The sequence below is a fragment of the Streptomyces acidiscabies genome (assembly GCF_020010905.1).
Lineage (GTDB): Bacteria > Actinomycetota > Actinomycetes > Streptomycetales > Streptomycetaceae > Streptomyces > Streptomyces acidiscabies.
Genome location: NZ_JAGJBY010000003.1, coordinates 22029 through 45675 on the forward strand (window position 1 = coordinate 22029; position 23647 = coordinate 45675).

The window sequence follows — 23647 nt, forward strand, 5'->3', positions numbered from 1 at the left end:
CCACACGATGTGTGTGGGTTCTCAACTCCGTTGCGGAGTACCCATGGACCGCATCCAGTTCGGCCGCCGCGTCGCCCACTGGCGAGGACGCCGCCGCCTGTCCCAGCCCGAGTTCGCCGCGCTGATGCGCCGCTCCCGGCGGTGGGTTGAGGAACTGGAGGGCGGCCGCCGCCAGGCCGACCCGAACCTCTCGGTGGCCACCGAGATCGCGCTGCGCCTGGGCATCACTTTGGACCGGCTGCTGTACGACCCGGTGGTGCTGTGCCCCGCCGAATCGGAGATCGACGCGGTACGCGCGGCCCTGCAGCGCCACGACGTCCTCACCGGCCGGTGCGACGACTCCTCCGTCGAGCCGGTGTCCGTCACCGCCCTGCAGCGAAGCCTCTGGTACGCCCGCACCGGCTTCCAGAGCGGCCACTTCGCCAAGCTCGGCACGCTGATCCCCCAGTTGCTCGTCGACGCCACCCGGGCCGCCGCCCGGCACGAGGGCGACGACCGGCTGGAGGCGTACCGGCAGCTCTCCCTGGCGCTGGAGCTGACCGAGGCCGCCGCCATCAAGTGGGGCTCCAGCGAACTCGCCGTCACCGCCGGCCAGCGTGCGGTCGCGGCCGCCGAACGCTCCGAGGACCCCGTCATCATGGCGAGCGCGGCCCGGCACCTGGCGGACGCGATGACCGCCCATGGCCAGGCGGCGGCCGCCGTCGCGTTCGTCACCGCGGCGGCCAACCGGCTCCAGGGCGACCTGGTGCAGCGCGGGCCCGAAGGGCTCTCCGTGCTCGGGATGTTGTTCCTCAAGGCGGCGATGGCACAGGCCGCGGCCGCCGAGGCGGACGACCGGAGCCCGGACGCGCTCGCCCGCGCGGTGCCCGTCTTCCTCGACCAGGCCGACGAGCACGCCGCCCGCCTCGGCGGCGACGCGAACGAGCTGTGGACCAGCTTCGGCCCGACGAACTGCGCGCTCTACCGCGTCGCCGCCCACGTCCAGTTGAGCGAGGGCGCCGACGCCGTGGCGGTCGCGGCGGACATCCCCGCCGTCTCCCTCGCCGGTCTGCCGCGCGAGCGCCGCGCCCATCTGCTCACCGACCGCGCCATCGGCGAGAAGCAGGCCGGGATGCGCGAGGACGCGGTCGACACGCTCCTGGAGGCGGAGGAACTCGCCCCCGAGGAAGTGGTGTGCCGGCCGCGCACGAAGCGCCTCGTCGAGGACCTGCGCCTCCTCGGGGTCGGCAGTGCCGAGGGGCGCTTGCGCGGTCTTGCTGATCGCTGTGGACTGCCCGGGTGACCCAGACCCGCACCCTGTACCTGATCGCCTGCGCGGCCCCTCCGGCCCGTCGCCTCGATGTCCCGATCCGTGCTGCCCAGCAGGCCGGTTGGGACGTCTGCCTGATTCTCACGCCCGCCGCCCACCGGTGGCTCACCGAGGACGCCGAGGGCGAGATCGAGGCCCTGGAGGAGCTGACCGGGCACCCCGTCCGCTGGCAGTACAAGCTCCCCTCGCAGCCCGATGTGCTGCCCGCGCCGGACGCGATCCTCGTCGCACCGCTCACCAACAACACCCTCGCGAAGTGGGCGACCGCCGTCTCCGACACCCTCGCGCTCGGTCTGATCACCGAGGGCATCGCGCTCGTGCCGATCGTCGCGCTGCCCCACTTCAACGACGCCCAGGCCGCCCACCCCGCAGTCCGCAACCACGTCGACTTCCTGCGCGAGGCCGGTGTCACCGTGCTGCTCGGCGAAGGCGGCTTCACCCCGCACAAGCCCAAGCAGGGCAACCTCGACGCCTACCCGTGGCAGGCCGCCCTGGACGCCCTCCCGGCCTGACCAGACCCGGTTGGCCCCGTTAGACCCAACGGGGCCAACCCATCGGCGGGACCGACAGTGGTCCGGGCGCTTAGGCCAGGTCTCAGTGGATGCCGAAGCGGTCGCTGAGATACACGAGGACCCGCTGACGGGTCGTGTCCTCCAGGCTGTCCAACGCGTCGATGCATTCCTGCAGAGCGTCGAGCTCATCGCGGGACGGCTGTGCAGGCAGGTTGGCCTTGTCGCGGAACTCCTTGGCGAGCTCGGAGACCCAGCCGACCGACCAGCCCGTGATCTGGGCCAAGCGCCGTACAGAGGTGCCGTCGGCGACGCCCGCGCGGACCGCCTCGGTGGCGGCGACCTGCGTCATTCGGATGGGCGGGAGAGCGGCTACGGCCGTGGGGGAAGGCATGGGGTGACGGTAGGGCTGCACCGGGCGGCCTCTGCGGAACGTCGCCCGGACGAGGGCGAGCCTGGGCTGTTGCTGCGGCTACAGTCGCGCGCAGGGGCCGGAGCCACTGCCATTGGCTCCGGCCCCTGCTGTGCAGTGGGATCGGTCAGTCGATGTCCTCGCGCGGGGACAGGAGCGCGAAGTAGATGTCGCGCTGCTGCTCGGTCAGCTCACCGTCGAGGGCGAGGGCCTGCCTCAGTGCCCGGAGCGTGGCCTGCGGCGGCACGTCCCACCGGTTGCGGGCATCGCGCATGATCTCGCCGATCTGCCAGTGGGCCGACTCGGGGTGATGGCGGATGTACCAGTCGAGCATCTTCGCCACCGGCACCGTGAGGTTGAGGTGCCACCACTTCTTCTCCCTGGCCTCCTGCAGCGGCTCCTTCCGGCGCTTCGCGCCGCGCTCGTTCAGGTCGACCGACTCGGCGAAGTCGTTGAGGATCGCCTTCCTGACGGTCGGGCCCAGGATGTCGGTGGGCAGGATCCGGTCCATGCTGACCGCGACGTCCCAGGCGAGCGCGTCGGACACCTCCCGCACGGACTTCTCGTTGCGCTGGCGCAGAATCCACCGCTTGCGCACGTCCGGCCGTCCCCACAGGGTGCTGTGGAAGTTGGCGGCGAACCGGTCGCGCACGGAGGCCGCGCCGGGCGAGAGGTTGTCGGGGTCGCCGGCGGACATCGTCGCCTTGACGCCCTCGTAGGAGCGCTGGCGGGCCTCCACCCAGTCGTCGGCCACCGCGCGGGCCCACTGGTCGCGGCCGTTCACGCTGGCCTGCGGCTGGGGGACCTCGCTGTTGCCGCGCGAGATGTAGGAGCGCAGCGTGGAGGCGGTGATGCCGCCGAGCTCCGCCATCTCCGGCACGCCGAGCAGCTGCGCGCCGCTCAGCTCGGGGCTGGAGACGTCGACGACGCACTGCTCCAGCGGCCGGGCGCCGTCGCGCTCCTGGTGGCGTGTGGCCCACAGCGCAAGGTGGTCGAGCCAGTTGTCCGGGGCCGGTGCCTCGGTGTCGAAGGTGGTGACCTTGCCGACGTACGCCTTGGCGGGGTCGGCGCGGCCGTCGAGCATGTCGGCGGCGCTCACGGTGACGGCGGCGCGGGCCTTGCGGCGCTCGTGGTCCTGTTCGATCGGGTCCCAGACCTGGCCGGGCCGGTACCAGGTGGTGCCGTCGAACCAGTAGCCGCCCGCGCGGAACAGCAGCTGGTCGCCGGACCACATGCTGTGCTGCAGGGCGGTGTCGCCGTCGCTCATCAGCAGCACGGTGCGGCCGTGGACGGGGTGGGAACGCACCGACCAGCCCAGCCCGTGATTGATGGGGTCGGTGGTGAAGGCGTGCCAGTCGTCGTCGCCGCCTCGGTCGTTGGGGTCGAAGCGGCCCCACATGCCGCCGCCCTCGTGGCGGCCGACGGCCTCGATGGCCTCCGGCCCCTCGTCGAGCGGGATGTGGGAGTCGTCGACGAACGGGAGGCCCGGCACCGGGTGGTCGGTGTGAAGCCCGTTGGCGAGCGGTCGGGGGGTGCTCAAAGTGGATTCCTCTTTCCGGTCGAAGCGTTGCACACGTCATGCAACGCTCTACATCCCCACTTCTACACGACTGCCAACCTGGTTTGTGCAGCGAATTCCGGCCAACCTGCCCGAGAGGCGTCCGTGATTCGCGGACAGGGGTGATCGCGTCGGATAACCTCCCCTTATCCGACGCGACAGAACGGGACATGACACCCCGTCCGGCAGCGCGTCCGACAGGAGGGGAAACCACCGTGATGCTCGACCGCTCCACCGTCCCGCCCATCCCCGAGGACCGGGCGTTCACCGTCGACCAGCTCACCCCGCAGGACTACGCCGCCGCCTGCGCGTTCCTGCACGACCGGCTGCGCGAGCTGGTGGCCGGCGGACAGGAGGCCGCCGCGCGGGCGATCGACGAGGCGGCAGCCCTGCGCACGGACACCCTCGGGCCGAACTTCCAGTGGGAGACCGACTACCCCCACGAGCCGGTGCCCGACAACTGGCTGACCGAGCGGCTGAGCGCCTGGAACCAGCTCGTCATCCTGCTGTGGGCGGGCTGGCACGACGCCGACGGGTACGACCACGACCGCTGGCGGCTCGTCAGCTCCCCCGCCGCGCAGAAGGAGAAGACCGGGGCCGATGCCTCGTTCGACCCGGGGGCGTACGTGCGGGGCTCCGAGGGCTACGCCGAGTGGAAGGAGCGCGCCGGGCGGGAAGGCGACGCGCTGCGTGAGGAGTTCCTCAGCCGGGCGATCCGCCGCCCCGAGGAGGCCGACGAGGCCCCGCTGTCCTGGCGGGCCGACAAGGTCGTCGTGTACGGCAGCGTGCTCGCCCACAGCGGGGTGCCGCGCACTCCCGAGAACGAGAACCTCTGGCGCGGCACCGCCGCCGACGCGCTCTCCGTGCTCGCGGCGGGCGAGTCGATCCGCCGCACGATCCTGGCGGGCCGGGCCCAGCACATCCACCAGGGGCTCATGCTCGGCACCACCTGGTCGGAGATCGCCGAGGCCCAGGGCCGCACCACGGACCAGGTGCGGGCCGAACTGCGCTACTGGGCCGACGAGAACCCCGACCTGTACTACCGGGCCGACCGGCGGGTGCCGGTCTCCGCGCTCCTCGACCTGGGCGACGACGAGACCGTGCCCGCCCCGGTGGAGGAGGGCCGGTGACGGTGGTGAGCGAGGACGACGACGCGACCGCCCGGGCGTTCATCGCCTACTACCTGCACGACGTCGCCGCGAACGCCGCCGAGGACGGGCACCCCGCCCTGATCGAGGCGGCGGCCGCCGAGCGCACCGCGTGGGAGGAGCACGGACGGCTGGAGGGCAACACCCCGCAGTTCGTCTACGGCTGGGCCCAGCAGAACGCCATCAAGGCCGGGCAGGACGTGATGTTCGGGCGCGGCCCCCGGGAGGCGTGGGAGCAGGCCAAGCAGCAGATGGAGGTGGTCGGCCGGTGGCTGACTGCCCACGGCTACCAGACGGAGGGAGTGGCGAAGTGACCGTCACGGTCGAGACGGCGGCCGCCGGCGACGTCGCCGAACCGGCGGGCGCCCCGGCGTTGCTGGATCCGGCGGCCGCCGAGCGCCAGGCGCTCATCGAGCGGTGGGCCGAGCGCCACGGCATCGACGCCGCCCGCCGCCTGGCCGAGGCGGAGGACCTGGCCGACGCGGTGGCGAAGGAGATCACCCCGGAGAACACCACCGACACCTACGACAAGTCGTGGCGGGTGTGGCAGCGCTTCGTCGCCTTCGCCCGGCTGCCGGAGCTGGAGGGCTCCCGGGGCGCCCTGGTGGCGTTCGTGACGTGGATGCTGCGCGAGGGCCAGCAGAACGGCAAGGGCTACGCCCCCAGTTCGGCCTCCACGCACTTGGCGGCCGCCGTGGTCGGGCTGCGCGAGCGCGGCGTGACGGTCTCCGGCGACGACCAGTCCGAGGCCCGTACCGCCCTGGAGGGCCTGGCGGTCAAGCTGCTGCAGGCCGGGGAACGGCGCGGCCGCGGGCAGGCGGTCGGCGGCGACGTCGACGGGCTGCGGGCCATCGCCCGCGCCTGCCCCGACACCCTGGCCGGCGCCCGCGACAAGGCGCTGACCCTGACCGGCTTCCACTACGCCTCCCGCTCCCAGGACCCGGCCGGGCTGCTGAGCGGCGACGTCACCCTGCACCCGCGCGGCCTGGTCGTCGCCGTGCTCACCGGCAAGACCAAGCACTCGGTGCGCAACGCCAAGATCCCGTACTCCGACGAGATCGAGATCTGCCCGGTGCGCGCGTACACCGCCTACCGCACCCGCCTGGTCGCCGAGCACGGCCCGCGGTGGGCCGACCCGTCGACGCCGGCGTTCGTCGGCATCGACCAGTGGGGCCACGTCACCGGCGGCATGGTCCCGGACTCCGTCACCCGCGCCATCAAGCGGATCTCGATGCGAGCCGGGGTGCCGATCGCGTGGACCGGGCACTCCCTGCGCATCGGCCTGGCCTCCGTCGGGCGCAAGAAGGGCAAGGACGGCATCGCCATCGCCGACCAGGGCGGCTGGGCCCGCCACTCCCGCTCGATGCTCGGCTACATGCAGCGCGACGACGGCTGGGACGACAACGCCTCCTCCGGCCTCACCTGACCACCCGACAGCACGGCTCAGCCCCGGTCGGACCTGTTAGTCCCAACAGGACCGACCGGGGCTCAGTCCCAACAGGACCGACCGGGGCTGATGCGTGGTGAAACGGTCGTGCCGGAGAGCCGATCCGCCGGACAGAGGGCGCTGCAGGTAAGTAGTCGGCGCGCAGTGCCACAGACAATCGCGCCGAACATGCTGGTCACAGCGCTGTCCAAGGCCCGCGGCGGAGAGGGCCGGTGCGACCAGAGGCGCGACGAGAGCCGCGACCAGGAGCGCGACCAGAGGTGCGACGAGAAGCGCGACCAGAGGCGCGACCAGGGCCCGGGGCGTCGCCATGACAGTCCCCGGGCCCCGCAGTGTGCACTTCTACGTGGACACCGGGCTCAACGAGCCGGGCCGCGCGCCGGTCACGCCACGTTCCGTGCCTGCTCGTCGCTCAGGCCGATCGGCCGCCAGGTCCACTCGGGGGAGGGCGTCTGCAGCAGGCGGGGCAGCGCGGCGACGTCGACCCGCAGCCCGATGCCACGGATCCTCCGCTCCAGCGCCGTGGCCCGCCGGTCCAGCGCCTCGACGTCCTCGGTGCCGGCGAGGACCAGGCGCACGACGGGGAAGACCCGGCTGTCCGGGTAGCGCTGGCGCCACAGCCGCTTCGTCGAGCCGATCGTGCCGCGCTCGCCCTCGAAGTACGTGGCCCGGCTGTACGCCTCGTACGCCCGCAGCTTCAGGGCGAGCCGGGAGATCGACATGGTGAAGCGGTCCATCTCCAGGAACTCGACCTCCGCTCCCCGGGAGGGCCGGTACAGCACGGCGTCGGAGACGACCCGGCGGACCTTGTCGATCGTGTGGTCCACCTCGACCTCCCAGTCCAGGATCGGGCCGCCCCACAGGGAGATGACGTCGGTGACGGCCAGGCCGTGCGGGGCGAGGCCGGCGGCTATCGCCCGCTCGCCCGTCGCGGCGTGCGGGCGCATGACGACGTCGCCGCCTTCGGCCACGGCCCGCTGGCCCAGCGTCGTCAGGTGCCACACCATCTCCCGGCCGTGCCGCCCGTAGTCGACGAAGCCCAGCGCCCGCAGGTCCCGCAGGCCCCGGCGCATGTAGCCGACGCCGGTTCCCTCACGGGTGAGGACGGTGGCGAGCTGCGCCGCGGTGGCGATCCGGACACGGGAGAGCATCAGCATCAGGAGGCCCCGGGTCTGGGCGGTGGAAGTGAGCTTCCTCGGAGCTGCAGGAGTCTCCACAAGGGCAGGGATAGAGGTGTCCTGCTCCGGAACGGCCCCCTTGACCGGCTCCTGACCTGCGGTTTCGTCGGCATCGCCGGAGACGGGCGCGGGACCGGTCCCGGCACCGGACGCGGCACCGCCAGCGTGCGGCTGACAGGCCCCCTCGCGTGCAGTGTCCTCGCGGTCGTCGTCGGTGTTGTCGTACACGGCGGTGCTCCTCGGTGCGATCACAGGGACTCCCGGATCGGAGTTCCCCTTACACCTGCTATAGGTGTCGGGAAGTCGATCGGTGTGACACCCGCCGTCGAGGAACTTGCAACGGGCGCATCAACGGGACGGTCGATGGAGTCGTGGGAGCGGGCCGCGCCCGGGGTCGAGCAGCACGCCGAGCGAGCAGCGGAGAGCGCCTGCCACCTCGCGGATCTCACCGGCCCGGGCGCCTGGAGCACGACGGCCGCCGAGGACGCCCTCGACGCGATCGACACCCTCACCGAGGCCCTGGGCAGCGCCGACCCGGAGCTTACGCAGGTCCTCGCCGCGGTGGCGGCCGCCACCAACGACGCCCGCCGGCTTCTGGGCATCGCCGTCGAGGACCAGGAGCCGCAGCCGCCCGCCGCCGCGGCGTTCATGCCCGCCGCGCGCAGACCGCCACGGCGGCGCGGCCTCGGCCCCGGCTTCCAGGGCATCCGTACGGCCCCCTGAGCGCCGCACACGACGACGGGCCCCTATTAGACCTGTTGGGGCTAACAGGTCTTACAGGGGCCCGTCTGCGGTTTCGGGAACGGGTCTGTCAGCGGGTCTGTCGGCGGGCCTACCGGGCGTCGGGCACGGCGACCGGGTTGTCCCCGAGCCCACCGAGCCGCTCATCCACGTTCGCCTCGGCCTGCCGCTGACGGCCGACGTGCGCCTTGTCGGCGGCCCAGCCCGTCTTCGTCTTGCACTGCTCGCCCTCGGCGGCCTCGCACTTCTCGCACGTCAGCGTCAGGACCTCGACGGCCACCGCGGCGTCCCGCTCCCGGCGCCGCCGGACGGACGCGGCCTTGGACTCCCAGCCGATGCCGATGCCGTCCATCGCCTCCGGGAACGTCGTGGTCTCGCCGCCGCCGGGACGCTTGGCGTCCTGCGCGAGCTTGAGCAGCTGCCAGACGGTCGGCACGATCGCCGGACCGCCGTACCCCGGCCGGTCGGTCCCGCGCGCGGCCACACCCCACGGGTCGTCGGAGTCGCGGAACCGGGTCGACAGCGGCACGTCGCCGTCGACGACGCGGGCCAGCAGGCCCATCCGGTCACCGGTCTCCCGCACGGTCGAGGCGGTGGAGCGCAGCGAGTCGATGACGTCCGCGAGCTCCACCGGGGAGGCCGGCACCTCGGCGGCCCGGGCGAGCTGGCGGAGCCTGAGCTCGATGGCCGACAGCTCCGTGGCCAGTTCGTCCAGCGTGATGTTCCGGCCCGCCCTCACGGCGGAGGTGTTCGTCTCGGTGGCGGTCTCGTGGGTGTTCTTCACGGTCGGATCTCCTTCTCGGTGGTGGTCGTACGGGCTGCGGGGATGCCGAGGCGGACGACGGCGTCGACCTCGGCGGTGAGCCGGGCACGGGCCCGGGCGAGTTTCTCTTCGGCCGTGCGCCGGGCGGTCCGGGTGCGGGCCAGAGCCTGTTTCTGGCGCTGCTCCCGCTCGGTGAGCGTGCGCAGCACCTCCTCGTAGTGCGCCGTCTGCTCCGCCGCGATCTCGGCGCCCGGGCGCTGCGGGTTCCGGGGCCCGGTCCGGTCGTGCTCCCGGGTGCGCTGGTCGCGGGCGAAGGCGACCAGCTCGACGGCGACGGCCCACTTGGTCCGCTTGTGCGGCGGGCCGGTCAGCAGCGCGAGCCCCGGGAAGTCCTCCGGGTACCGGTTCTGCCAGTTGGAGACGGCGGCCGCGCTGACGCCGACGAGCCGGGCGCCGGCGGCCAGGGTGACCAACTCACCCTGGCGGCCCTGGTACTCGGGCCGGAGCCAGACCACGCCGTCGGCGCGGCCGGCCGGGGAGCCGGGGGGATCGGGTTTCTGGTGCATGTGCGGGTCTCCTCGATGTGCCCGGGGCCGGGGCCGGTGGCCGCTGGGGGGCTTCGCCGCCCCCCAGGCCCCCGCTCCCCCGGCACCGTCCGGCGCGGACAGCGCTCCCGTGGTGCGGGTGCGTGCGCGCCGGACGGCACCGGGGCCGTGGCCTGTGACCTGGGCAAGTTCTAAATTTCCGACCGGAAATGAGGCGGGATCAGTCCGTGTCGGGGTCGGTGCATCCGGTGTCGAGCTGGAGGTAGGCACGCTGGCCGCCGTCGTACTCCCGGGCGGTCGTGGTGCGGAACTCGCGCTCCAGGACGTCGAGGACGGCCGTGACGGTCGCCTCGTCGCCGCAGATCCGTACGTCCGCGATCCCGGGCAGGTACGTGCGCGGGGCCCGCTCACGGCGGGGTGTCCGGGCGGCCATCAGACGAACGCCACGCGCGCGACGACGGCCAGGAGCTCGCCCGCGTCGCCCGCGGCCTCCATCGCCCCGGGTGCCTCGGGTTCGGCGACCGGGCCGATGACCAGCATGTGCTGGACGCGGTCGAGGAGGTCCCACCATTCGGCGGGCACGCTCACGGACTCGGCGGCCCGCCACAGCTCGATGTCGTCCTTGCCGTCCGCGTCGACGTGGACCAGGCCCTGCAGGGAGCGGTCGGAGATCCGGGCGCGTACCCGCCAGCGCGGGTCCATGTCCGGCATCCCGTGCAGCCCCCAGTGCTCCCAGTCGGTGCGGGCCTCCAGGTCCTCGATCCCGGCGGCCTCCTCCTCCGGGTACATCAGGAGCATCGGCATGGCCTGGCCTTCGGGGGTGGACGTCTGCATGAGCATCACGCCGTAGGCCGGGGCGAGAGCGTAGGTGTCGACGTCGTCGCCCAGGTCGAGGTCGTCGAGCGTGACCACCTTGATCCCGGCCTCGCGGAAGGCGTCCATCGGGTCGGCCGGACGCTGCCTCGGCGGCGCCGCCGTCAGCTTGTCGACGAGGTCGGCGGGCAGCGGGGTGCCCATCGCCCAGTGGTCGAGCGCGTCCTCCAGGAGGTCGGAGGCGGCCGCGTCGTCCATCGCCTCGACGGCGGCCAGGGCCGCGCCCCCGTCGTCCCCGGCGTTCGCCGCCCGGGCCAGCGGCGCCCACGACCGGGAGGAGTCCGAGGCGAACGCGCCGGGCCCGATGCCCGCGAGCTCCCCGTAGACGGCCCCCGCGAGCGCGGCCAGCGTCGGCCGGTGTTCGGTGCGGAGTTTCTCCGCCAGCGACCTCTGGCAGGGCTTGCAGGCCGTGCGGCACGCGGCCACCAGGCGCGCGGCGAGTTCGGTGTCGAGTTCCCGGCCGGCGGCGTACGGGAGTTCCCCGAGGGCGGCCATGTCCGGCAGCGGCGTGTGCGTGTGGAGAGTTCCGGCGGCCGCCGATGCGTGCGAGGCCCCGGTGCGCTGCGCCTTCTTCTTGGCGCGCGACTTCTTCCCGTGATTCTTGACCACAGCGGTCTCCGTCTCGTGGAGCGTGCAGCGGTTACCCATGACCCGATGCGCGCTCCGAGAAGGACTCGGCTGCGGGCATACGGAAGTGGTGGTTCGTGAAGGCGAACTCGGTTGGTGCTCCGCACTGATGCGCTGGGATCCCGATTACTCGAGGTCCTGGCACCTCCGCCTCAGATGGCTCCCAGTCATGGGCTGAGGCTTGGCTTGGGCCCGTGCGAGGGCCGTGCACAGCACGGTACCGAACGCCACCGACAGCGGGGCGCGGAACGCGCGAGATCCGCCCGAAAGAGGACGGCCGGGAAACCCCGGAGTTCGCCGGCGGACAACTCCCGGCGCCCGCCCAGGGTGTAAAGCCACCTGTACACCAGGGTGTGACAGGCGCTGTCCCGCACACCCGCTCCGACCTGCGCGTCCTGCCCCCCAGAGATGTGCCCACCCACTCCCCTCGTCCCTCAGAGAGTGGGTGGGCACATTTCAGTTGGTCAGGAGGTCGGAGCGGGTGTGCGGGACAGCGTGAAAGTACGGGGAGAAGGCAGCAGATAACAGATTTGGACAGATTCGGGGCGGGTGAGGCTGGTGTGACGGGGGATCGGGAGTTTCAGGTCGAGGAGTACGGGGCGGGGGCAGGGAGTTCGGCGGGCGGGTTGTCGGCGGCGGTCTGGGCGAGGACGGCTTGCAGGCGCTCGGAGAGGCCGGCGAGTTTGTCGGACTCGGCGTGGTCACGTTCGCGGCGGGTTTCCTCGGCGTCGAACTCGGCGAGCTGTTCGTCCCAGCTCTTGGCGTGGGGTCCGTAGTGCTCCGGGAAGACCCGGGCCAGCCACCAGGCCGACGCCCGCCAGTCGGGCCGGAGGTAGCGCACCTGGCGCTCCTCGACGTCCAGACCGGTGACGGGGTCGGTGTAGGTGCGCACGCGTTCCTCCAGGACCAGGCTCCCGGCACCGGCCTGCAGGACCCGGGCGAGCGCCTGTGTGGCCATCTGTGCCCGGGCACGTTCCACCCGCCGGTGAAGGTCCAGGTACGGCTCGTCGCGCGGGTCGACGGGTATCCCGTCCTCGTGGGCCTCGGCGGCGTCGCGGCCGCGGGCGATCCACCGGGCGAGGGTGGCGCGGGAAACCCCGGCGGCTTCGGCGGCGAGGGAGGTGGCGGCCCCGACGGCGGAGGCTTTGACGATGGCGTCGACGCGGTCCGGGGACAGCAGGGAGGGGCGGCCCGGGCGGCGCTGGTGCGTTCTCATGCGGGCGGACCGTACGGGCCCCGGCCGCTACCGTCGCGGCCTTATCGCGCGTTGTGCGACAGACCCACGCGCGCGGGCGCGTGGTCTCACCAGCGGGGGTTCGACCTGTTGGCCCCAACAGGTCTAGATCCATTAGGCCCAACGGGTCGAACGTCGTCTGTCCTGCGGTTTCCTCGTTGGAAGGACGATCGGGGCGGGGGGCCGGTCGCGGCGGCCACAGGCGATACGGTCGGGGCGTGAACCGTACGGGAGCGCCGGGAGCCGGCCGATGAGGAGCGCCACATGTCCATGACCGTCCTGGGCCCGCTGCCCGAGAGTGCCGACCGCCTGGACGTGGTCAGGGAGTGGCGCATCGACGACCTGATCGACGTGCTGGGCTGCGAGAAGGAAGTCGTCGAGGCCGCTCTCGCCAAGCTCGACTACAGCCGTGACCTGCGCGCCCAACTGTTCGTGCCGCCGGAGCTGACCGTCCCCGCGACCTTCACCGGCGGGCACCGCACGTACGTGTGCGTGAACCAGAAGGGCGGCGCGGGCAAGACGACGACCGCCGTCGAGCTGGCCGCCGCGTGGGTGGCCATGGGCTACACGGTCCGCGTCATCGACGCCGACCCGCAGGAAGCCTCCCTGTCCGGCGAGTGGCTGCTGCCCAACTTCGAGGGCATCGCCGCGAAGGACCGCCACACCCTGACCGACGTCCTCTTTGACCGGCAGCCGCTGGACGAGGCGACGTACGAGACGTCCGTCCAGGGCCTCTACATCGTTCCCAGCGGTGACGAGCTGGCCACCGCCGAGTACGACCCGCGGGCCGCGCGGGACGGCAGCCTGCGCACCGCGATCCGCAAGTCCAAGGCGCCGGTGGACATCACGATCATCGACGCGCCGCCCGCCCTGGGGAAGCTGTCGATCAACGGCCTGATCGCCGCCGACCAGGTCATCGTGCCGCTCAAGGTCGGCGCGCTGGACCGCAAGGCGCTCGTGGACCTGCACAAGACGATCCGCCGGGTCCAGGACGACGAGAACCCGGAGCTGGTGGTGGCGGCCGCGGTGATGACGTCGTGGGACAAGAGCAACTACGCCGGTCTCGTCGGGGCCGCGCTGCGCCGCGACTTCCCTGAGGCGATCATCGCCCCGGCCCGCCGCAACGTTCAGGTCGCCGCAGCCGCCGACTTCGGTCTGCCGGTGCGCGCCCTGCACCCCCGGGCCACGACGACCGGCGACTACGACCAGCTCGCCCGTCTCCTCCTGCCCGTGAAGGGAGCAGCAGCATGAGCCCGAAGCCCTTCGGTGACAAGGACGCCGATTCGAGCGGAGGCGGGGCCGGCGGCCGGACGACCGGCGGCAGCAGCATCCTCGGCAAGCTGATCGGCGGCCAGCAGGTGCCCGGCGGGAAGTCGAAGGTGCCCGCGTACGTGACCAACGATCTGCTGGAGCGGCTGCGCGACACGGTCGTCGCCCTGCAGCGCAACCCGGACGTGGAGATCCCGCCGGTCTCCCTGTCCGCGTTCGTCGAGGCCGCCATCGCACTGGCCGTCGAGGAGGCGGAGGAGCAGCACAACGGCGGCCGCCGGTTCCCGTCCCGGCCGAACGCCAAGCTCAAGACTGGCCCGCCGGTCGGCTGACTCGCGATCCCAGGGCCTCGCCGGGCGACCGGCGGGGCCCTTCGCTTTGCACGTCAGGGACGGTTGGGTCTGTTGGTCCTAATGGGTCTAATTCCTCGTTCGGTCCGTGCGGCTGTCCGGACGTGGCTACCGTGCGATCCGTGAAGAACAAGTCCGTCGACGTCCTGGACGAAGTGCCCGAGCTCCAGGAGGCGGTCGAGTCCGCCTGCCAGGCCGCCCCGTCCGAGGCCCGCGAGCGGCAGATCCGCGCCCACGCCCGGGAGCTGGTCCGCGCCCTCAAGCACCCCGACCACCCGCTCGACGTCGACGCGGACCTGGCGGACGTCTTCGAGCGGGACGCGCTCAAGGCGTACGAACGCCTCGCGCTCGTCGGCGAGCTGCGCGACCGGGGCGCCAAGCGGCCTACCTCCGAGGCCACGGCGAACGTCCGCTCCGGGGTGATGGCGCTGCTGCAGCGCGAACTCGGCCTGGAGGTCGTCCACCTGCGCCCGCAGGAGGAGCAGCCCCGCAAGGAGCCGGTCGACGTCCACCGCCGCGAGCGGATGCGCACCAGCCTGCAGACCGTGGCCGACTACATCGGGCGGCGCACCCACTGGACCGCCGAGGGCGGTCTGCTGACCCGGGGGTTCCCCCGCTGGGTGCGGATGCTGGCGATGTCCTCGGTCACCCTGGACACCGGCTCCCGGGTCGGTGAGCTGTGCGCGCTTCGTCTGGAGGACCTCTCCCCCGCGCTGGAGGAGGTCCGCATCGTGCGCCGGCCGCAGAACGCCCGCCCCGACGACCCGGTCTCCGTCGAGGTCTACCCGCTGCGCCGCGCGACCCGGGCCGCCCTCATCCGCTGGTTCCTCGTGCGCCGCCTGCTGATGGTCGACGTCACCGGCAGCGCCGACGCCGTATGGGTGTCCGTGCGCGGCAACCACTCCGGCGAGGTCGAGGAGGAGAGCGGCCCGCAGCACCGGCCCGCCGGCACCACCCTGCAGCCGCGCGGCGCCCAGCGCGCCTACACCGCGGCGGTCGCCAAGGTGAACGCCGAACTCGGCGGCACCGAGGGCTGGAGCCCGCTCCCGGAGCGGATGGAGCAGCTGCGCCGCGGCGTCGCCGCCCCCGAGCTCCACCTCGTGCCGCCCCGCCCGGACGCCGAGAAGGCCGCCGAACTCATGGACCGGCTGGAGAAGGCCGGCCGCCAGCTCGCAGCCCTGCCCGACGCCAAGGCCACCGCGACGACCGGCCGCGCCGCCCGCGATGAGGCCCGGCACGTTCTGCGCGAGGCGTGGCGGCTCGGCATCGAGCACCAGGTGCAGCTCGACGTCCTGGCCGACTCCGGCCTGCTCGCCTACGACACCCCGCGCGCCGGATGGGAGCCCGAACTGCTGCGGGCCCTGGACCGTGCCGCCCGCCTCGCCCCGCTGTAGACCCGTTGGGTCCAACAGGTCCAACCCGGCCCCGCTCCGCTTCGGCAAGCGGGGCCTTCGCATGTCCGGGCCGCCGCGCGGCCGGAACGTGCCGCACCTGTCCGTGGCGAAGTCCACCATGGGCCGGTACCACCCGCCGACCGCAGGAGAACCGCGTCCGTGATCCGTGCCCACCACCGGCTCAAGGGCGGCGCCGTACAGCTCGGCGCCATCGGCCCCGGCCTGCCCGGCCCGTTCGGCGTCTGGCCCGCCGACGACCACCACGACGAGGACCAGGAGCACGAGCTCGTCGTCGACCCCGCGATGGAGACGAGTACCTGATGACGACCGAGCACCGCGGCCTCGCCGGGCCGTACACCGCGTACGACGGGCTGCCCGTCCTGCACGCGACGGAGGTGAAGCTGCCGCTGATCCATCCGTACGCCCCGGTCGAGGCCGGACGCTACGTCACGCCGGGCGGCGGACGGCTGACCATCCGGAAGGCCGAGAAGAGTGCCCACCTGCGGATCACGCTGGATCACCTCGGCTGCCCCGCGCAGTGCACCGAGGAGAAGAACGCCGCGTTCCGACGGCTCGCCCTGGCCGCGGAGGGCTACTGCGTCCAGGCGAAGTGCCGCCACCACGCCGCGTTCGGCGACGGGGTGCTGCGCTCGTTCGAGGTGCGCACCGGCAGCATCCCGCTCACCGCGTTCGTACGCGCTGCGCTAGCGGTCGAGCTGGGTGACCCCAGCCTTGCCGACCGGCTCCTGCAGGAGGCCGAAGCCCGGTTCGGGCCCGTGCGCCCGGCCGAGGGGCTGAGCAGGGAAGGCCAGGCAGAAGCCGGTTAGGCCCATTGGATCCAACGGGTCTTACCTAGGGCATCGCCGGGACCGCGAGCGGCTTGGGGTAGGCGACCCACACAGGGCTGTCGACGCCGCGCAGGTTGGGGGCGTGCTTGGCGAGGGCGGGCAGGAAGCGGTCCGGCTTGCCGTCCACGCCGTGGATCACCTTCACCGGCCTGCGGGTGGCGTCGGCGAGGGCCTGCGCCTGGTCCATGACCGCGACGACCGTGTCGTTGAAGCGGGCGATGCCGGTGGCCGGCCCCGCGCACTCCGGGCCGGTGAGTCCGACCAGGACGCGAGCGTGCCAGCCCTGCGGCTCGCGGGTGTAGTCGACCATCACGCGCAGCAGCCACGCGGCCTGTTCGTTCTCGTCGAGGCCGTCGATCCCCTCGCCCTCGCGCATTCGGTCGAGGCGGTCCTCGCCGGGGCCGGGCGTCGCCGCGACGGCGTTCATCCACTGTTCGAAGTCGCTCATGCCCGGTCAACGAGCGACGGAGACGGACAGTGCGCCCGCGCGCCTGGCTGTCGTACGAGGGCGGCCGTACGGTCCGGTTATGGACGACAGCGGCCCGGAGGCGGGCCCGCGCTGCCTGTGGTGCGGACAGCCGCTCGGCGAGGGCCCTGCGAGTCGACGGTACTGCGCGCGGCCGCGCCTGTGCCGGGACCGGGCGTACCGCGACCGGCGACGGGCGAAGGCTGCGATGCCCGAGCGGCTGGCGCTGGCCCGCGCCGGCCACCGCGTCGACGAGCAGGTGCAGGCGATCCGCGAGGTGCTGCTGCAGGCCGTCCTGCAGGGCGACGCGTGGCCCGGCGTGTTCTCCCTGGCGGCCGCTGTCCTGGAGCGGCGCACGCAGGACTTGGTGCGCGTGTGCGTCATCGAGGACCGGGCCGCGGGCACGACGTGGGCGCAGGTCGCCGAACCCTTCGGGATCACGCCGGACGCGGCCCGCAAGCGCTGGGGCCACTGGGGTCTCGCTCACCGCGAGGAGATCCCGGAAGGCCAGGAGAATCCCTGATCAGGCTGGGTCGGACCCATTGGACCCAATGGGTCTAATCGGTGAGGCCGTGGCGGGCGGCGTGCAGTTCCTCCAGGAGCCCCAGGACCTCGTCGCGGGCGGCGGCCGCCTCGGTGCCGGCGGGCAGCTCGGCGCCGTAGGAGTCGAGGATCAGGCGCAGCGCGCGCAGCCGGGCGGCGAGGCCGGGGCCGTCGAGCTCGCGGTGCCAGGTGTCCAGCTTCTCGGCGGGGGCGGTGCGGGCGAGCTGCGGCCAGGAGTCGTCCAGGCAGGCCAGGGACCACACGGCGGCGCGCAGCCGGGGCGCGTTGGCCCGGCACCAGGCTTCTCCGGCCCGGTCGCGGGCCCGCTCGGCGCGCTGGCGCTCGGGGTAGCGGTCGCCGCGGTAGGTGGCGGCGTCGCGCTCCAGCCGTACGAACCGGCTCTCGGCGCTGGAGCGGGTGGCCAGGCCGAGGGAGTCGGCGACCTGCTGCCAGGAGGCCCCGCGCCGCCGGGCGGCCCGGGTGAGGTCGCGCTCCAGGGTGTCCAGCGCGGCGCGGGCCTCGTCGAGCTGGGTGAGCGCGGCGAGGACGTCGTCGGCCGGCACCTCCGCCTGCTCGGCGTCGTCGAGGCCGTAGCGGTCGGCGGCCGCGCGTACGGCGTGCATCACCCGCACCGGCTCGATCCAGTCGCGACCGCCGCTGTACTTCGTCAGCAGCAGCGTCTCGGCGCCCTCCAGGAGCTGCTCCCGGGCCTCCGGGTCCATCTTCGCCATGGCGGGCAGCCTGCCACCGGCGCCGCCATGTCCGCGAATCGCGTACCGGAGCGCGGGAGCGTTCACTCAGTGAACATCGCATTTGCGGATGATCTAGCCCAAACAGCGCTGCGACCTGGCCGGATACCGGCGCGCCCGGCTCGGGGATCATGCAGAACAGGCCCGAGAAGAGGCGTGAAGGGGGTTCAGAGCCTCTATCTCCGTGTCATCGCCGGGGAGTGCCGATCGGGCCACGAGAGCCGCACAGGGCCACTCAGGGACGCTCCGCCCCGCTCTTGTAAGTCGCCGCGCGAAGCGCGTCTGTAGTCATCGGCGGAGCCGATGGGGCTTTGAAAGGTCGTGCCCGAAGGGCTCCTTTCTAGTTCTGACCTGCACGTTCCCCCCAGCGTCAGCCCCACGGCGCGGCCCGTCACCCGAATGGGTGACGGGCCGCGCCTCCCTCCCTCTGGGCTATTAACAGGCCCTTGCGCTCATTACTCGCGGGTGTTGTCCGGCGCATGACCTGCCTGTTTCCGGCCATCCGCCGTCCCGACCTTGGGTCACTGCTCCGCTTCCAGCGTGAGGGGGTCAAGATCGTTCGCGCTCGGATGGGGCGGAGAAGTGCTCTGAGCTGGAGTGATGGGTGCGGCCGGTGCCGCACCCATCACCTCCTGGAGGTGGCGCAACGGCCTGTTAACAGGAGCGTTCCGTCTCGGAACGGGGCCGGTGTTCCGACTCGGAACGGGCGGCGCGTTCCGTCTCGGAACACGTCCGCCGGCGGAACGGAGACGCACGACGCCCCCGGCGCGGGAGTGCGCCGGGGGCGGTCTGTGTGACTAGACGAGCGGCAGCCTGCCACCCGGACCGGTCACTGTCGCGGGGTCAGCCGGTCAGCCGCAGGCCGCCCGCCGATTCGTACATGTGTCCGATTTTCAGGTCTGCGCCATGTCCACGAACCGGCTGTAGTGGCCCTGGAAGGCGGTCGTGATGATCGCGGTCGGCCCGTTGCGGTGCTTGCCCACGATCAGGTCCGCCTCGCCCGCGCGGGGCGACTCCTTCTCGTACTGGTCCTCGCGGTGCAGCAGGATCACCACGTCGGCGTCCTGCTCCAGCGAGCCGGACTCGCGCAGGTCGGAGACCTGCGGCTTCTTGTCGGTGCGCTGCTCGGGCCCGCGGTTGAGCTGCGAGAGCGCGATGACCGGGACCTCCAGCTCCTTGGCCATCAGCTTGAGCTGGCGGGAGATGTCGGAGACCTCCTGCTGGCGGGACTCGGGGCGGCGGCCGCCGCCGTACTGGAGCAGCTGCAGGTAGTCGATGACGACCAGGTCGAGCTTGCCGCGCTGCTTGAGCCGGCGGGCCTTGGTGCGGATCGACATGGCGGTCAGCTCCGGGGAGTCGTCCAGGAGCAGGCTCCCGGCGTCGACGCGGGCCTTGGCCTTGGCCATCCGGCTCCAGGCCGCCTCGTCGAGCTGGCCGGCGCGGATGTGGTGCAGCGCGACGGAGCCCTCGGCGGACAGCAGCCGCATGTGGAGCTCCTTGCGGCTCATCTCCAGGGAGAAGAACGCGCTGGTGAGCTGGTGCTTCAGGCTCGCGGCCCGGGCGATGTCCAGGCCGAGCGTGGACTTGCCCATCGCCGGGCGCCCGGCGATCAGGATGAGCTGGCCGGACTGCAGGCCCAGGGTCAGGCTGTCGAGGTCGGTGAAGCCGGTCGGCACGCCAGTGAGCTCGCCCTTCTTGCGCTTCCCGGCCGCCTCGATGTCGTCGAAGGTGTCGTCCATGCCCTCCGAGGCGTCCATCAGCGACTCGTCGCCGCGGTGGCGGACCACGCCGTACAGCCGCTCCTGCGCACGCTCGACCAACTCGTCGGTCTCACCGTCGCGGGCGTACCCGCTCGCCGCGATGGCCGTGCCCGCCTCGACCAGGTTCCGGGCGACGGCGGCCGCGTAGACGATCTCGGCGTAGTACTCGGCGTTCGCGGCGGTCGGTACCTGCTGGACCAGCGTGTGCAGATACGTCGCACCGCCGATCTTCGTCAGCTCGCCAGTCGTGGTCAGGTGCGCCGCGACCGTGATCGGGTCGGCAGGCTCGCCCTTGGCGACGACGTCGAGGATCGCCCGGTAGACCGTTGCGTGCGCCGGCCGGTAGAAGTCCGAGCTCTGCAGGATCTCGGTGACGTCGCCGATGGCGTCCTTCGACAGCAGCATCCCGCCAAGGACGGACTGCTCCGCGTCCAGGTCCTGCGGGGGGATGCGCTCGAAGTCGCGCGGGTCGATGTCCTCGCCGGAAGCGGCGGGGGCGGGGATGGCTACGCTCATGGTGGATCTCCGTTCACGAGATTCGGGCAGCGGCCGGGCCGGGCAAGGTTTCCGGCCGCTGCTGTTGTTCGGGGAAGGTCGGGCAGTCAGGACGCGGCCGCGAGTGCGGGGGCCTTGCGGCACTCGCACTGGCCGATCGGCAGGAAGGTCTCCGGGTCCTCGGCGAGGCCGGACCCGTTGCACTTCGAGCACTCCGGCGCGGCCGCCGCCGGGTGAGCACCCGCACCGGCCGGGGCCGCCGGGAGCTTCTTCAGGTGCATCCGGTAGATCGCCGTCGGGTTGAAGACGCGTTCCGGGTCGCAGCTGCGAGCCAGGTGGTTGCGCAGCTTCGGCGCCGTCCAGCCCACGACCACGGCATCGACGGCGAGCGGCAGCAGCATCTCCGCCACCTCGTCGCGGTTCATCCGGTCCCGGCCGGGCAGGCCCAGCAGCATCTCCAGCAGCTCCGCACGCTGCTCGTCGGCGGCCTGGCCGTCGCGGGGCGCGGGCACCTCGGCGGCAGCCGGAGCAGGGTCGTCTTCCGGCGCAGCCGTCTCTCTCGTCGTCGTCTCGACCGGGGTCGACTCCTGGGGTTCCGGTGACGACGGTGAGCCAGGGAGAGAGATGTTCTTCTGGGGATTGATCTTCTTACGTCGGTGATCCTCCGCGTGCGGTTCATCCGCGTGCGGAAAATCGCATGACGGGTCTGAGCTGGGGCTTTCCTCCGTGACGCGGTTTTCGCATGACGGGTCTGAGCTGGGCTTTTCCCCTTCGCCGCCTTCCGGGGCCGGGATGCTGATGACCAGCCCGTCCGGCATGTCCGTGATGAAGTACTCGACGGAGCCGAAGGAGCCCTTCTTGGCCTTCGGGTTGTCCTTCGTCGGGCCGTCCACCCGCTGCTGGTCCCGCTGGAGGTAGCCGAACTCCTCCAGCTCGTTCAGGCCCGTGCGCACGGCGCTGACGCCGTCTGTGCTGAAGGACGTCAGCGACTCGATGGACAGGCCGAAGCCGTCCCGGTGGGTGCTGATGAGGCCGAAGATGCCCTTGGCCTTGTAGGACATGCGCCTGTCGCGGAAGACCGCGTTGTGGATGCGGGTGAACTGCTGCTCGAAGACGTCGGCGGCCATCGGGCCCCGGCGGATGAAGCCGTTGGCGGTCATCGGGTCACCGCCGGCGCGGCCGGAGCGGACAGGGCGGGGAGGACGCTCGTGGGCGCCGGGTTGCTAGTCACCCTGGCGTTGTACGTGCCAAAGCGGACACCATCGTTTTCGCAGCTCACGGCGCGATTTAGCTCAGAAGTCTTAGTCACGGCGCCTTCGTACGCGGCCGCGAGGGTTACTGTCGCGGGCTCTGCGGAGGCGGGCCGGAGGGGGCGGTGCTGCGGGTGGTGCATGGGGTGCGATCTCTCCCAATCGGGGTAGAGAGTCGCACGTCGGTGATCATCACCAGGTAACCGGACGGGCCTATCAGCGGTGCTGCATAAAGGCCGTGTGGGCGGTTACCCTGGCTGATGGTGACCGGGCCCGACAGGGTCGGGAGCCCGGCATCAGCCGACGTACGACTCAGGAGCTGTGGCTTGCTAGGGCCGGGGACTGAGTCAAGTTGTGAAGGTCGAGAGCCGCTCCTGTTGGCGCAGGGGCGGCTCTCGGCGTTACGGGGCGCGAGCGGTCATGACGAACATGGTGGAGTCCTTCCGCCGGTTGGGGAAACCGGCGATGAGCTGGTAGAAGGCGGCGCACCCGGTGATCGTGCCGGACGACGTCCGTGTGTTGTACCGGGTTTCCGACGCGAGTACTCCGAGATCCCGTTCTCCGGGAGAGAACTTGCGGAGGCGTCCCGCCACACGGGAAGCACGGACCGCCAACGGCGTGTCACCGTGTCCCGCTGGCCCACCGTCAGTGGGTACGCGTAGCCTGCAACGCATCGCAGGCACCTCCTTGTCAGGTGCTTGGTCACGTCGCCGACCACCACAACCGGCGAGCGCGACCGGCAGGCCCCCACGGGGGCCTGTTCGCGTTTCGCGGGCCATCTTGCCTCCTTCCGGCCGATCGGCGTGGGTTAGCGGGTCGATTGCGGAGTGTCGCCGTTGGCCAGGGCGGTCAGGACCGTCGCCGGGCGGCCGTCGTAGACGAGAGGCGACTCACCCGGCCCCGGCGCCACGAAGCGGCTGCCGTGGCGTCGCAGGTCGTCCTCGCTGAAGTACATGGCATTCGGGTCGTCGTAGGTTGCCCGATTCCGTTCGTCGATCCGCTTCCACAAGGTGTCGTGGTTGCCGGGCAGGTAGACGAGGACGACGTCAGCACCCGCCAGTTCGCCCAGCTCCCGCCACTGGTTGCGCTCCTCGACGGTCCAGAAGCCGTGATCCACCACCACGTCCTGACCGTCGAGCAGTGCGGTCCTCAGCTCGGTGGCGACTCGGTCGAGGATCGGCCGCTCCCTGATCCGGTACTCCCCGCGCGGGAAGTCCCGTCCGTAGTGGCCGTGCTCCCGCCAGACCTGCTCATCAGGGCACATGCGGGCGAAGCCTTGCCGCTCCAGCTCGCGGGCGAGCGTGGTCTTCCCCGAGCCAGGAAGACCGGCCATCAGAACGCACCGGGGTGCGCGGGGCTGAGTCACCGGCCCACGCCCGAGGTCTCGACACGAGTCCGGCCGGGTGCGCCGAGGTCCACGCCGTACTCCAGCGCCTGGCCGTCGCGGTCGCGGAACAGAGCGGTCAGGACGAGGATCGCGTGCGATCCCTCGTCGGTCAGCTCCAGGAGCTCCGCGTCCTCCGGGGTGGCGACACGAGCAGCGGTCTCGCAGTCGCGTTCCACGGCCTGGCGGCCAGTGGCGCGGGCGATGACGTCGAGCGACGTTCCGCCCTGCAGGCGTTCTCCGCGTAGAAGTTCTGGAGCCACCCGCGCGAACTCCCGAGGGATCCAGGACGTCGAGTGGGCGACGATGCCGTGCCGGTCGCGGTAGACACGCGTCCGGCGGACCACCTTGGTGCCGGCCGCGATGCCCAGCGCCGCCGCAACCTCCGGCGGCGCGTCGGCCAGCCCGGCCGCATGGCCGTCGGATCGCTCGCCCGCCCCCCACGACGAGCCGGTGGTCCTGCCGCGCTCCAGTCGCTGCGCGGCGGAGGAGAGCGGGACAGGCTGACCGATCTTGACGTACGCCGCGGTGGCGTCGTCCGACCGCTTGAACCGCGGCCACCGCTCCCCCACCGGGTCGGCGAGCTCCGCCTCACGAGTGCGGGCGATTAGTGCGGCCGGACCCTCGGTGCGCAAGAGCGTAAGCAGATCGTGCCAGGTGAGAGCTCCGAAGGAGTCGACCAGGCGGCTGGCGCCGTCGGTCAGTAGCGCGGCCTGCTGGACCCTCGCGAGTTCCACGGAGCCGGTGATGGCTTCGTCGGCGGCCGCCGGGTCGGTGGCCGCGACCCAGTAGCCG

General features: G+C 72.2%; 27 protein-coding genes. 12 read left to right on the forward strand and 15 right to left on the reverse strand.

Annotated elements, in window-relative coordinates:
• Positions 1–43: 43 nt before the first annotated feature.
• Complete coding sequence (locus J8M50_RS48590; protein ID WP_010361226.1) at positions 44–1282, forward strand: helix-turn-helix domain-containing protein; 1239 nt, start codon at positions 44–46, stop codon at positions 1280–1282.
• Positions 1279–1821, forward strand: a complete 543-nt coding sequence (locus tag J8M50_RS48595) for a flavoprotein (protein ID WP_010361227.1) — start codon at positions 1279–1281, stop codon at positions 1819–1821. The genes J8M50_RS48590 and J8M50_RS48595 overlap by 4 nt, the downstream gene beginning before the upstream one ends.
• An 82-nt stretch (positions 1822–1903) precedes the next feature.
• On the opposite strand, the gene J8M50_RS48600 is transcribed toward J8M50_RS48595, so the two are convergent.
• Together J8M50_RS48600 and J8M50_RS48605 are read right to left on the reverse strand one after the other, a co-directional pair.
• Positions 1904–2212 carry a hypothetical protein gene (locus J8M50_RS48600; protein WP_141655694.1) on the reverse strand — a complete coding sequence of 103 codons (309 nt, stop codon included), beginning with the start codon at positions 2210–2212 and terminating at the stop codon, positions 1904–1906.
• 145 nt (positions 2213–2357) lie between these two features.
• Positions 2358–3770: a hypothetical protein gene (locus J8M50_RS48605; protein ID WP_010361230.1), complete on the reverse strand. Its 1413-nt coding sequence runs from the start codon at positions 3768–3770 to the stop codon at positions 2358–2360.
• A gap of 233 nt (positions 3771–4003) precedes the next feature.
• On the opposite strand from J8M50_RS48605, the gene J8M50_RS48610 reads away from it, so the two are divergent.
• Genes J8M50_RS48610 through J8M50_RS48620 form a run of 3 tightly spaced genes read left to right on the forward strand, consistent with a single transcriptional unit; the run spans position 4004 to position 6362 of the window.
• On the forward strand, positions 4004–4918 hold the full coding sequence (locus tag J8M50_RS48610; RefSeq protein ID WP_141655695.1) for a hypothetical protein: 915 nt from the start codon (positions 4004–4006) through the stop codon (positions 4916–4918).
• Positions 4915–5250 (forward strand): hypothetical protein, encoded by a 336-nt coding sequence (locus tag J8M50_RS48615; RefSeq protein ID WP_010361233.1) that lies wholly within the window; start codon positions 4915–4917, stop codon positions 5248–5250. Before J8M50_RS48610 ends, J8M50_RS48615 begins: the two co-directional genes overlap by 4 nt.
• Positions 5247–6362, forward strand: coding sequence for a site-specific integrase (locus J8M50_RS48620; protein ID WP_223786511.1), 1116 nt, complete (start codon positions 5247–5249; stop codon positions 6360–6362). The genes J8M50_RS48615 and J8M50_RS48620 overlap by 4 nt, the downstream gene beginning before the upstream one ends.
• A 404-nt stretch (positions 6363–6766) precedes the next feature.
• Here J8M50_RS48620 and J8M50_RS48625 read toward each other — a convergent pair whose 3' ends face one another.
• Positions 6767–7789: a replication-relaxation family protein gene (locus J8M50_RS48625; RefSeq protein WP_010361166.1), complete on the reverse strand. Its 1023-nt coding sequence runs from the start codon at positions 7787–7789 to the stop codon at positions 6767–6769.
• 135 nt (positions 7790–7924) lie between these two features.
• On the opposite strand from J8M50_RS48625, the gene J8M50_RS48630 reads away from it, so the two are divergent.
• Positions 7925–8284, forward strand: a complete 360-nt coding sequence (locus J8M50_RS48630) for a hypothetical protein (RefSeq protein WP_010361165.1) — start codon at positions 7925–7927, stop codon at positions 8282–8284.
• Between the two features lie 109 nt (positions 8285–8393).
• On the opposite strand, the gene J8M50_RS48635 is transcribed toward J8M50_RS48630, so the two are convergent.
• From J8M50_RS48635 to J8M50_RS48655, 5 genes are all read right to left on the reverse strand, one after another.
• Positions 8394–9086, reverse strand: coding sequence for a zinc finger domain-containing protein (locus J8M50_RS48635; protein ID WP_010361209.1), 693 nt, complete (start codon positions 9084–9086; stop codon positions 8394–8396).
• The gene (locus J8M50_RS48640; protein ID WP_010361210.1) at positions 9083–9631 is read right to left on the reverse strand and encodes a hypothetical protein; all 549 of its coding nucleotides are present in this window, start codon (positions 9629–9631) and stop codon (positions 9083–9085) included. The genes J8M50_RS48635 and J8M50_RS48640 overlap by 4 nt, the downstream gene beginning before the upstream one ends.
• Before the next feature lie 199 nt (positions 9632–9830).
• A complete protein-coding gene (locus J8M50_RS48645) occupies positions 9831–10043 on the reverse strand; it encodes a hypothetical protein (protein ID WP_010361213.1) in 213 nt (70 codons plus the stop codon).
• Complete coding sequence (locus J8M50_RS48650) at positions 10043–11092, reverse strand: hypothetical protein (protein WP_040839178.1); 1050 nt, start codon at positions 11090–11092, stop codon at positions 10043–10045. The genes J8M50_RS48645 and J8M50_RS48650 overlap by 1 nt, the downstream gene beginning before the upstream one ends.
• 598 nt (positions 11093–11690) lie before the next feature.
• A complete protein-coding gene (locus J8M50_RS48655; protein ID WP_010361216.1) occupies positions 11691–12326 on the reverse strand; it encodes a hypothetical protein in 636 nt (211 codons plus the stop codon).
• Positions 12327–12608: 282 nt separating this feature from the next.
• On the opposite strand from J8M50_RS48655, the gene J8M50_RS48660 reads away from it, so the two are divergent.
• From J8M50_RS48660 to J8M50_RS48680, 5 genes are all read left to right on the forward strand, one after another.
• On the forward strand, positions 12609–13595 hold the full coding sequence (locus J8M50_RS48660; protein WP_223786512.1) for a ParA family protein: 987 nt from the start codon (positions 12609–12611) through the stop codon (positions 13593–13595).
• Positions 13592–13945, forward strand: a complete 354-nt coding sequence (locus J8M50_RS48665; RefSeq protein ID WP_010361170.1) for a hypothetical protein — start codon at positions 13592–13594, stop codon at positions 13943–13945. The genes J8M50_RS48660 and J8M50_RS48665 overlap by 4 nt, the downstream gene beginning before the upstream one ends.
• A 140-nt stretch (positions 13946–14085) precedes the next feature.
• Complete coding sequence (locus J8M50_RS48670; RefSeq protein WP_010361171.1) at positions 14086–15357, forward strand: site-specific integrase; 1272 nt, start codon at positions 14086–14088, stop codon at positions 15355–15357.
• A gap of 159 nt (positions 15358–15516) precedes the next feature.
• Positions 15517–15678 carry a hypothetical protein gene (locus tag J8M50_RS48675; protein ID WP_158002858.1) on the forward strand — a complete coding sequence of 54 codons (162 nt, stop codon included), beginning with the start codon at positions 15517–15519 and terminating at the stop codon, positions 15676–15678.
• Positions 15678–16184 (forward strand): DUF6420 family protein, encoded by a 507-nt coding sequence (locus tag J8M50_RS48680; RefSeq protein WP_010361173.1) that lies wholly within the window; start codon positions 15678–15680, stop codon positions 16182–16184. The genes J8M50_RS48675 and J8M50_RS48680 overlap by 1 nt, the downstream gene beginning before the upstream one ends.
• A gap of 25 nt (positions 16185–16209) precedes the next feature.
• Here the strand turns inward: J8M50_RS48680 and J8M50_RS48685 are convergent, their stop codons facing one another.
• The gene (locus J8M50_RS48685) at positions 16210–16653 is read right to left on the reverse strand and encodes a hypothetical protein (protein WP_010361174.1); all 444 of its coding nucleotides are present in this window, start codon (positions 16651–16653) and stop codon (positions 16210–16212) included.
• Between the two features lie 79 nt (positions 16654–16732).
• Between J8M50_RS48685 and J8M50_RS48690 the strand changes: the two genes are divergently transcribed.
• On the forward strand, positions 16733–17194 hold the full coding sequence (locus J8M50_RS48690; protein WP_141655693.1) for a hypothetical protein: 462 nt from the start codon (positions 16733–16735) through the stop codon (positions 17192–17194).
• Between the two features lie 34 nt (positions 17195–17228).
• Here J8M50_RS48690 and J8M50_RS48695 read toward each other — a convergent pair whose 3' ends face one another.
• The 6 genes from J8M50_RS48695 to J8M50_RS48720 form a co-directional block, all read right to left on the reverse strand.
• A complete protein-coding gene (locus J8M50_RS48695) occupies positions 17229–17945 on the reverse strand; it encodes a hypothetical protein (protein ID WP_010361176.1) in 717 nt (238 codons plus the stop codon).
• A 911-nt stretch (positions 17946–18856) separates the two neighbouring features.
• Positions 18857–20239, reverse strand: a complete 1383-nt coding sequence (gene dnaB / locus J8M50_RS48700) for a replicative DNA helicase (RefSeq protein ID WP_010361177.1) — start codon at positions 20237–20239, stop codon at positions 18857–18859.
• An 86-nt stretch (positions 20240–20325) separates the two neighbouring features.
• Positions 20326–21378 (reverse strand): helix-turn-helix domain-containing protein, encoded by a 1053-nt coding sequence (locus J8M50_RS48705; protein ID WP_010361178.1) that lies wholly within the window; start codon positions 21376–21378, stop codon positions 20326–20328.
• Positions 21379–21869: 491 nt separating this feature from the next.
• Positions 21870–22061: a hypothetical protein gene (locus J8M50_RS48710; RefSeq protein WP_029184768.1), complete on the reverse strand. Its 192-nt coding sequence runs from the start codon at positions 22059–22061 to the stop codon at positions 21870–21872.
• A 215-nt stretch (positions 22062–22276) separates the two neighbouring features.
• Positions 22277–22834 carry a P-loop nucleotide/nucleoside kinase family protein gene (locus J8M50_RS48715; protein WP_040839147.1) on the reverse strand — a complete coding sequence of 186 codons (558 nt, stop codon included), beginning with the start codon at positions 22832–22834 and terminating at the stop codon, positions 22277–22279.
• Positions 22831–23589 carry a UTRA domain-containing protein gene (locus J8M50_RS48720; RefSeq protein WP_162138063.1) on the reverse strand — a complete coding sequence of 253 codons (759 nt, stop codon included), beginning with the start codon at positions 23587–23589 and terminating at the stop codon, positions 22831–22833. The genes J8M50_RS48715 and J8M50_RS48720 overlap by 4 nt, the downstream gene beginning before the upstream one ends.
• Positions 23590–23647: the final 58 nt, after the last annotated feature.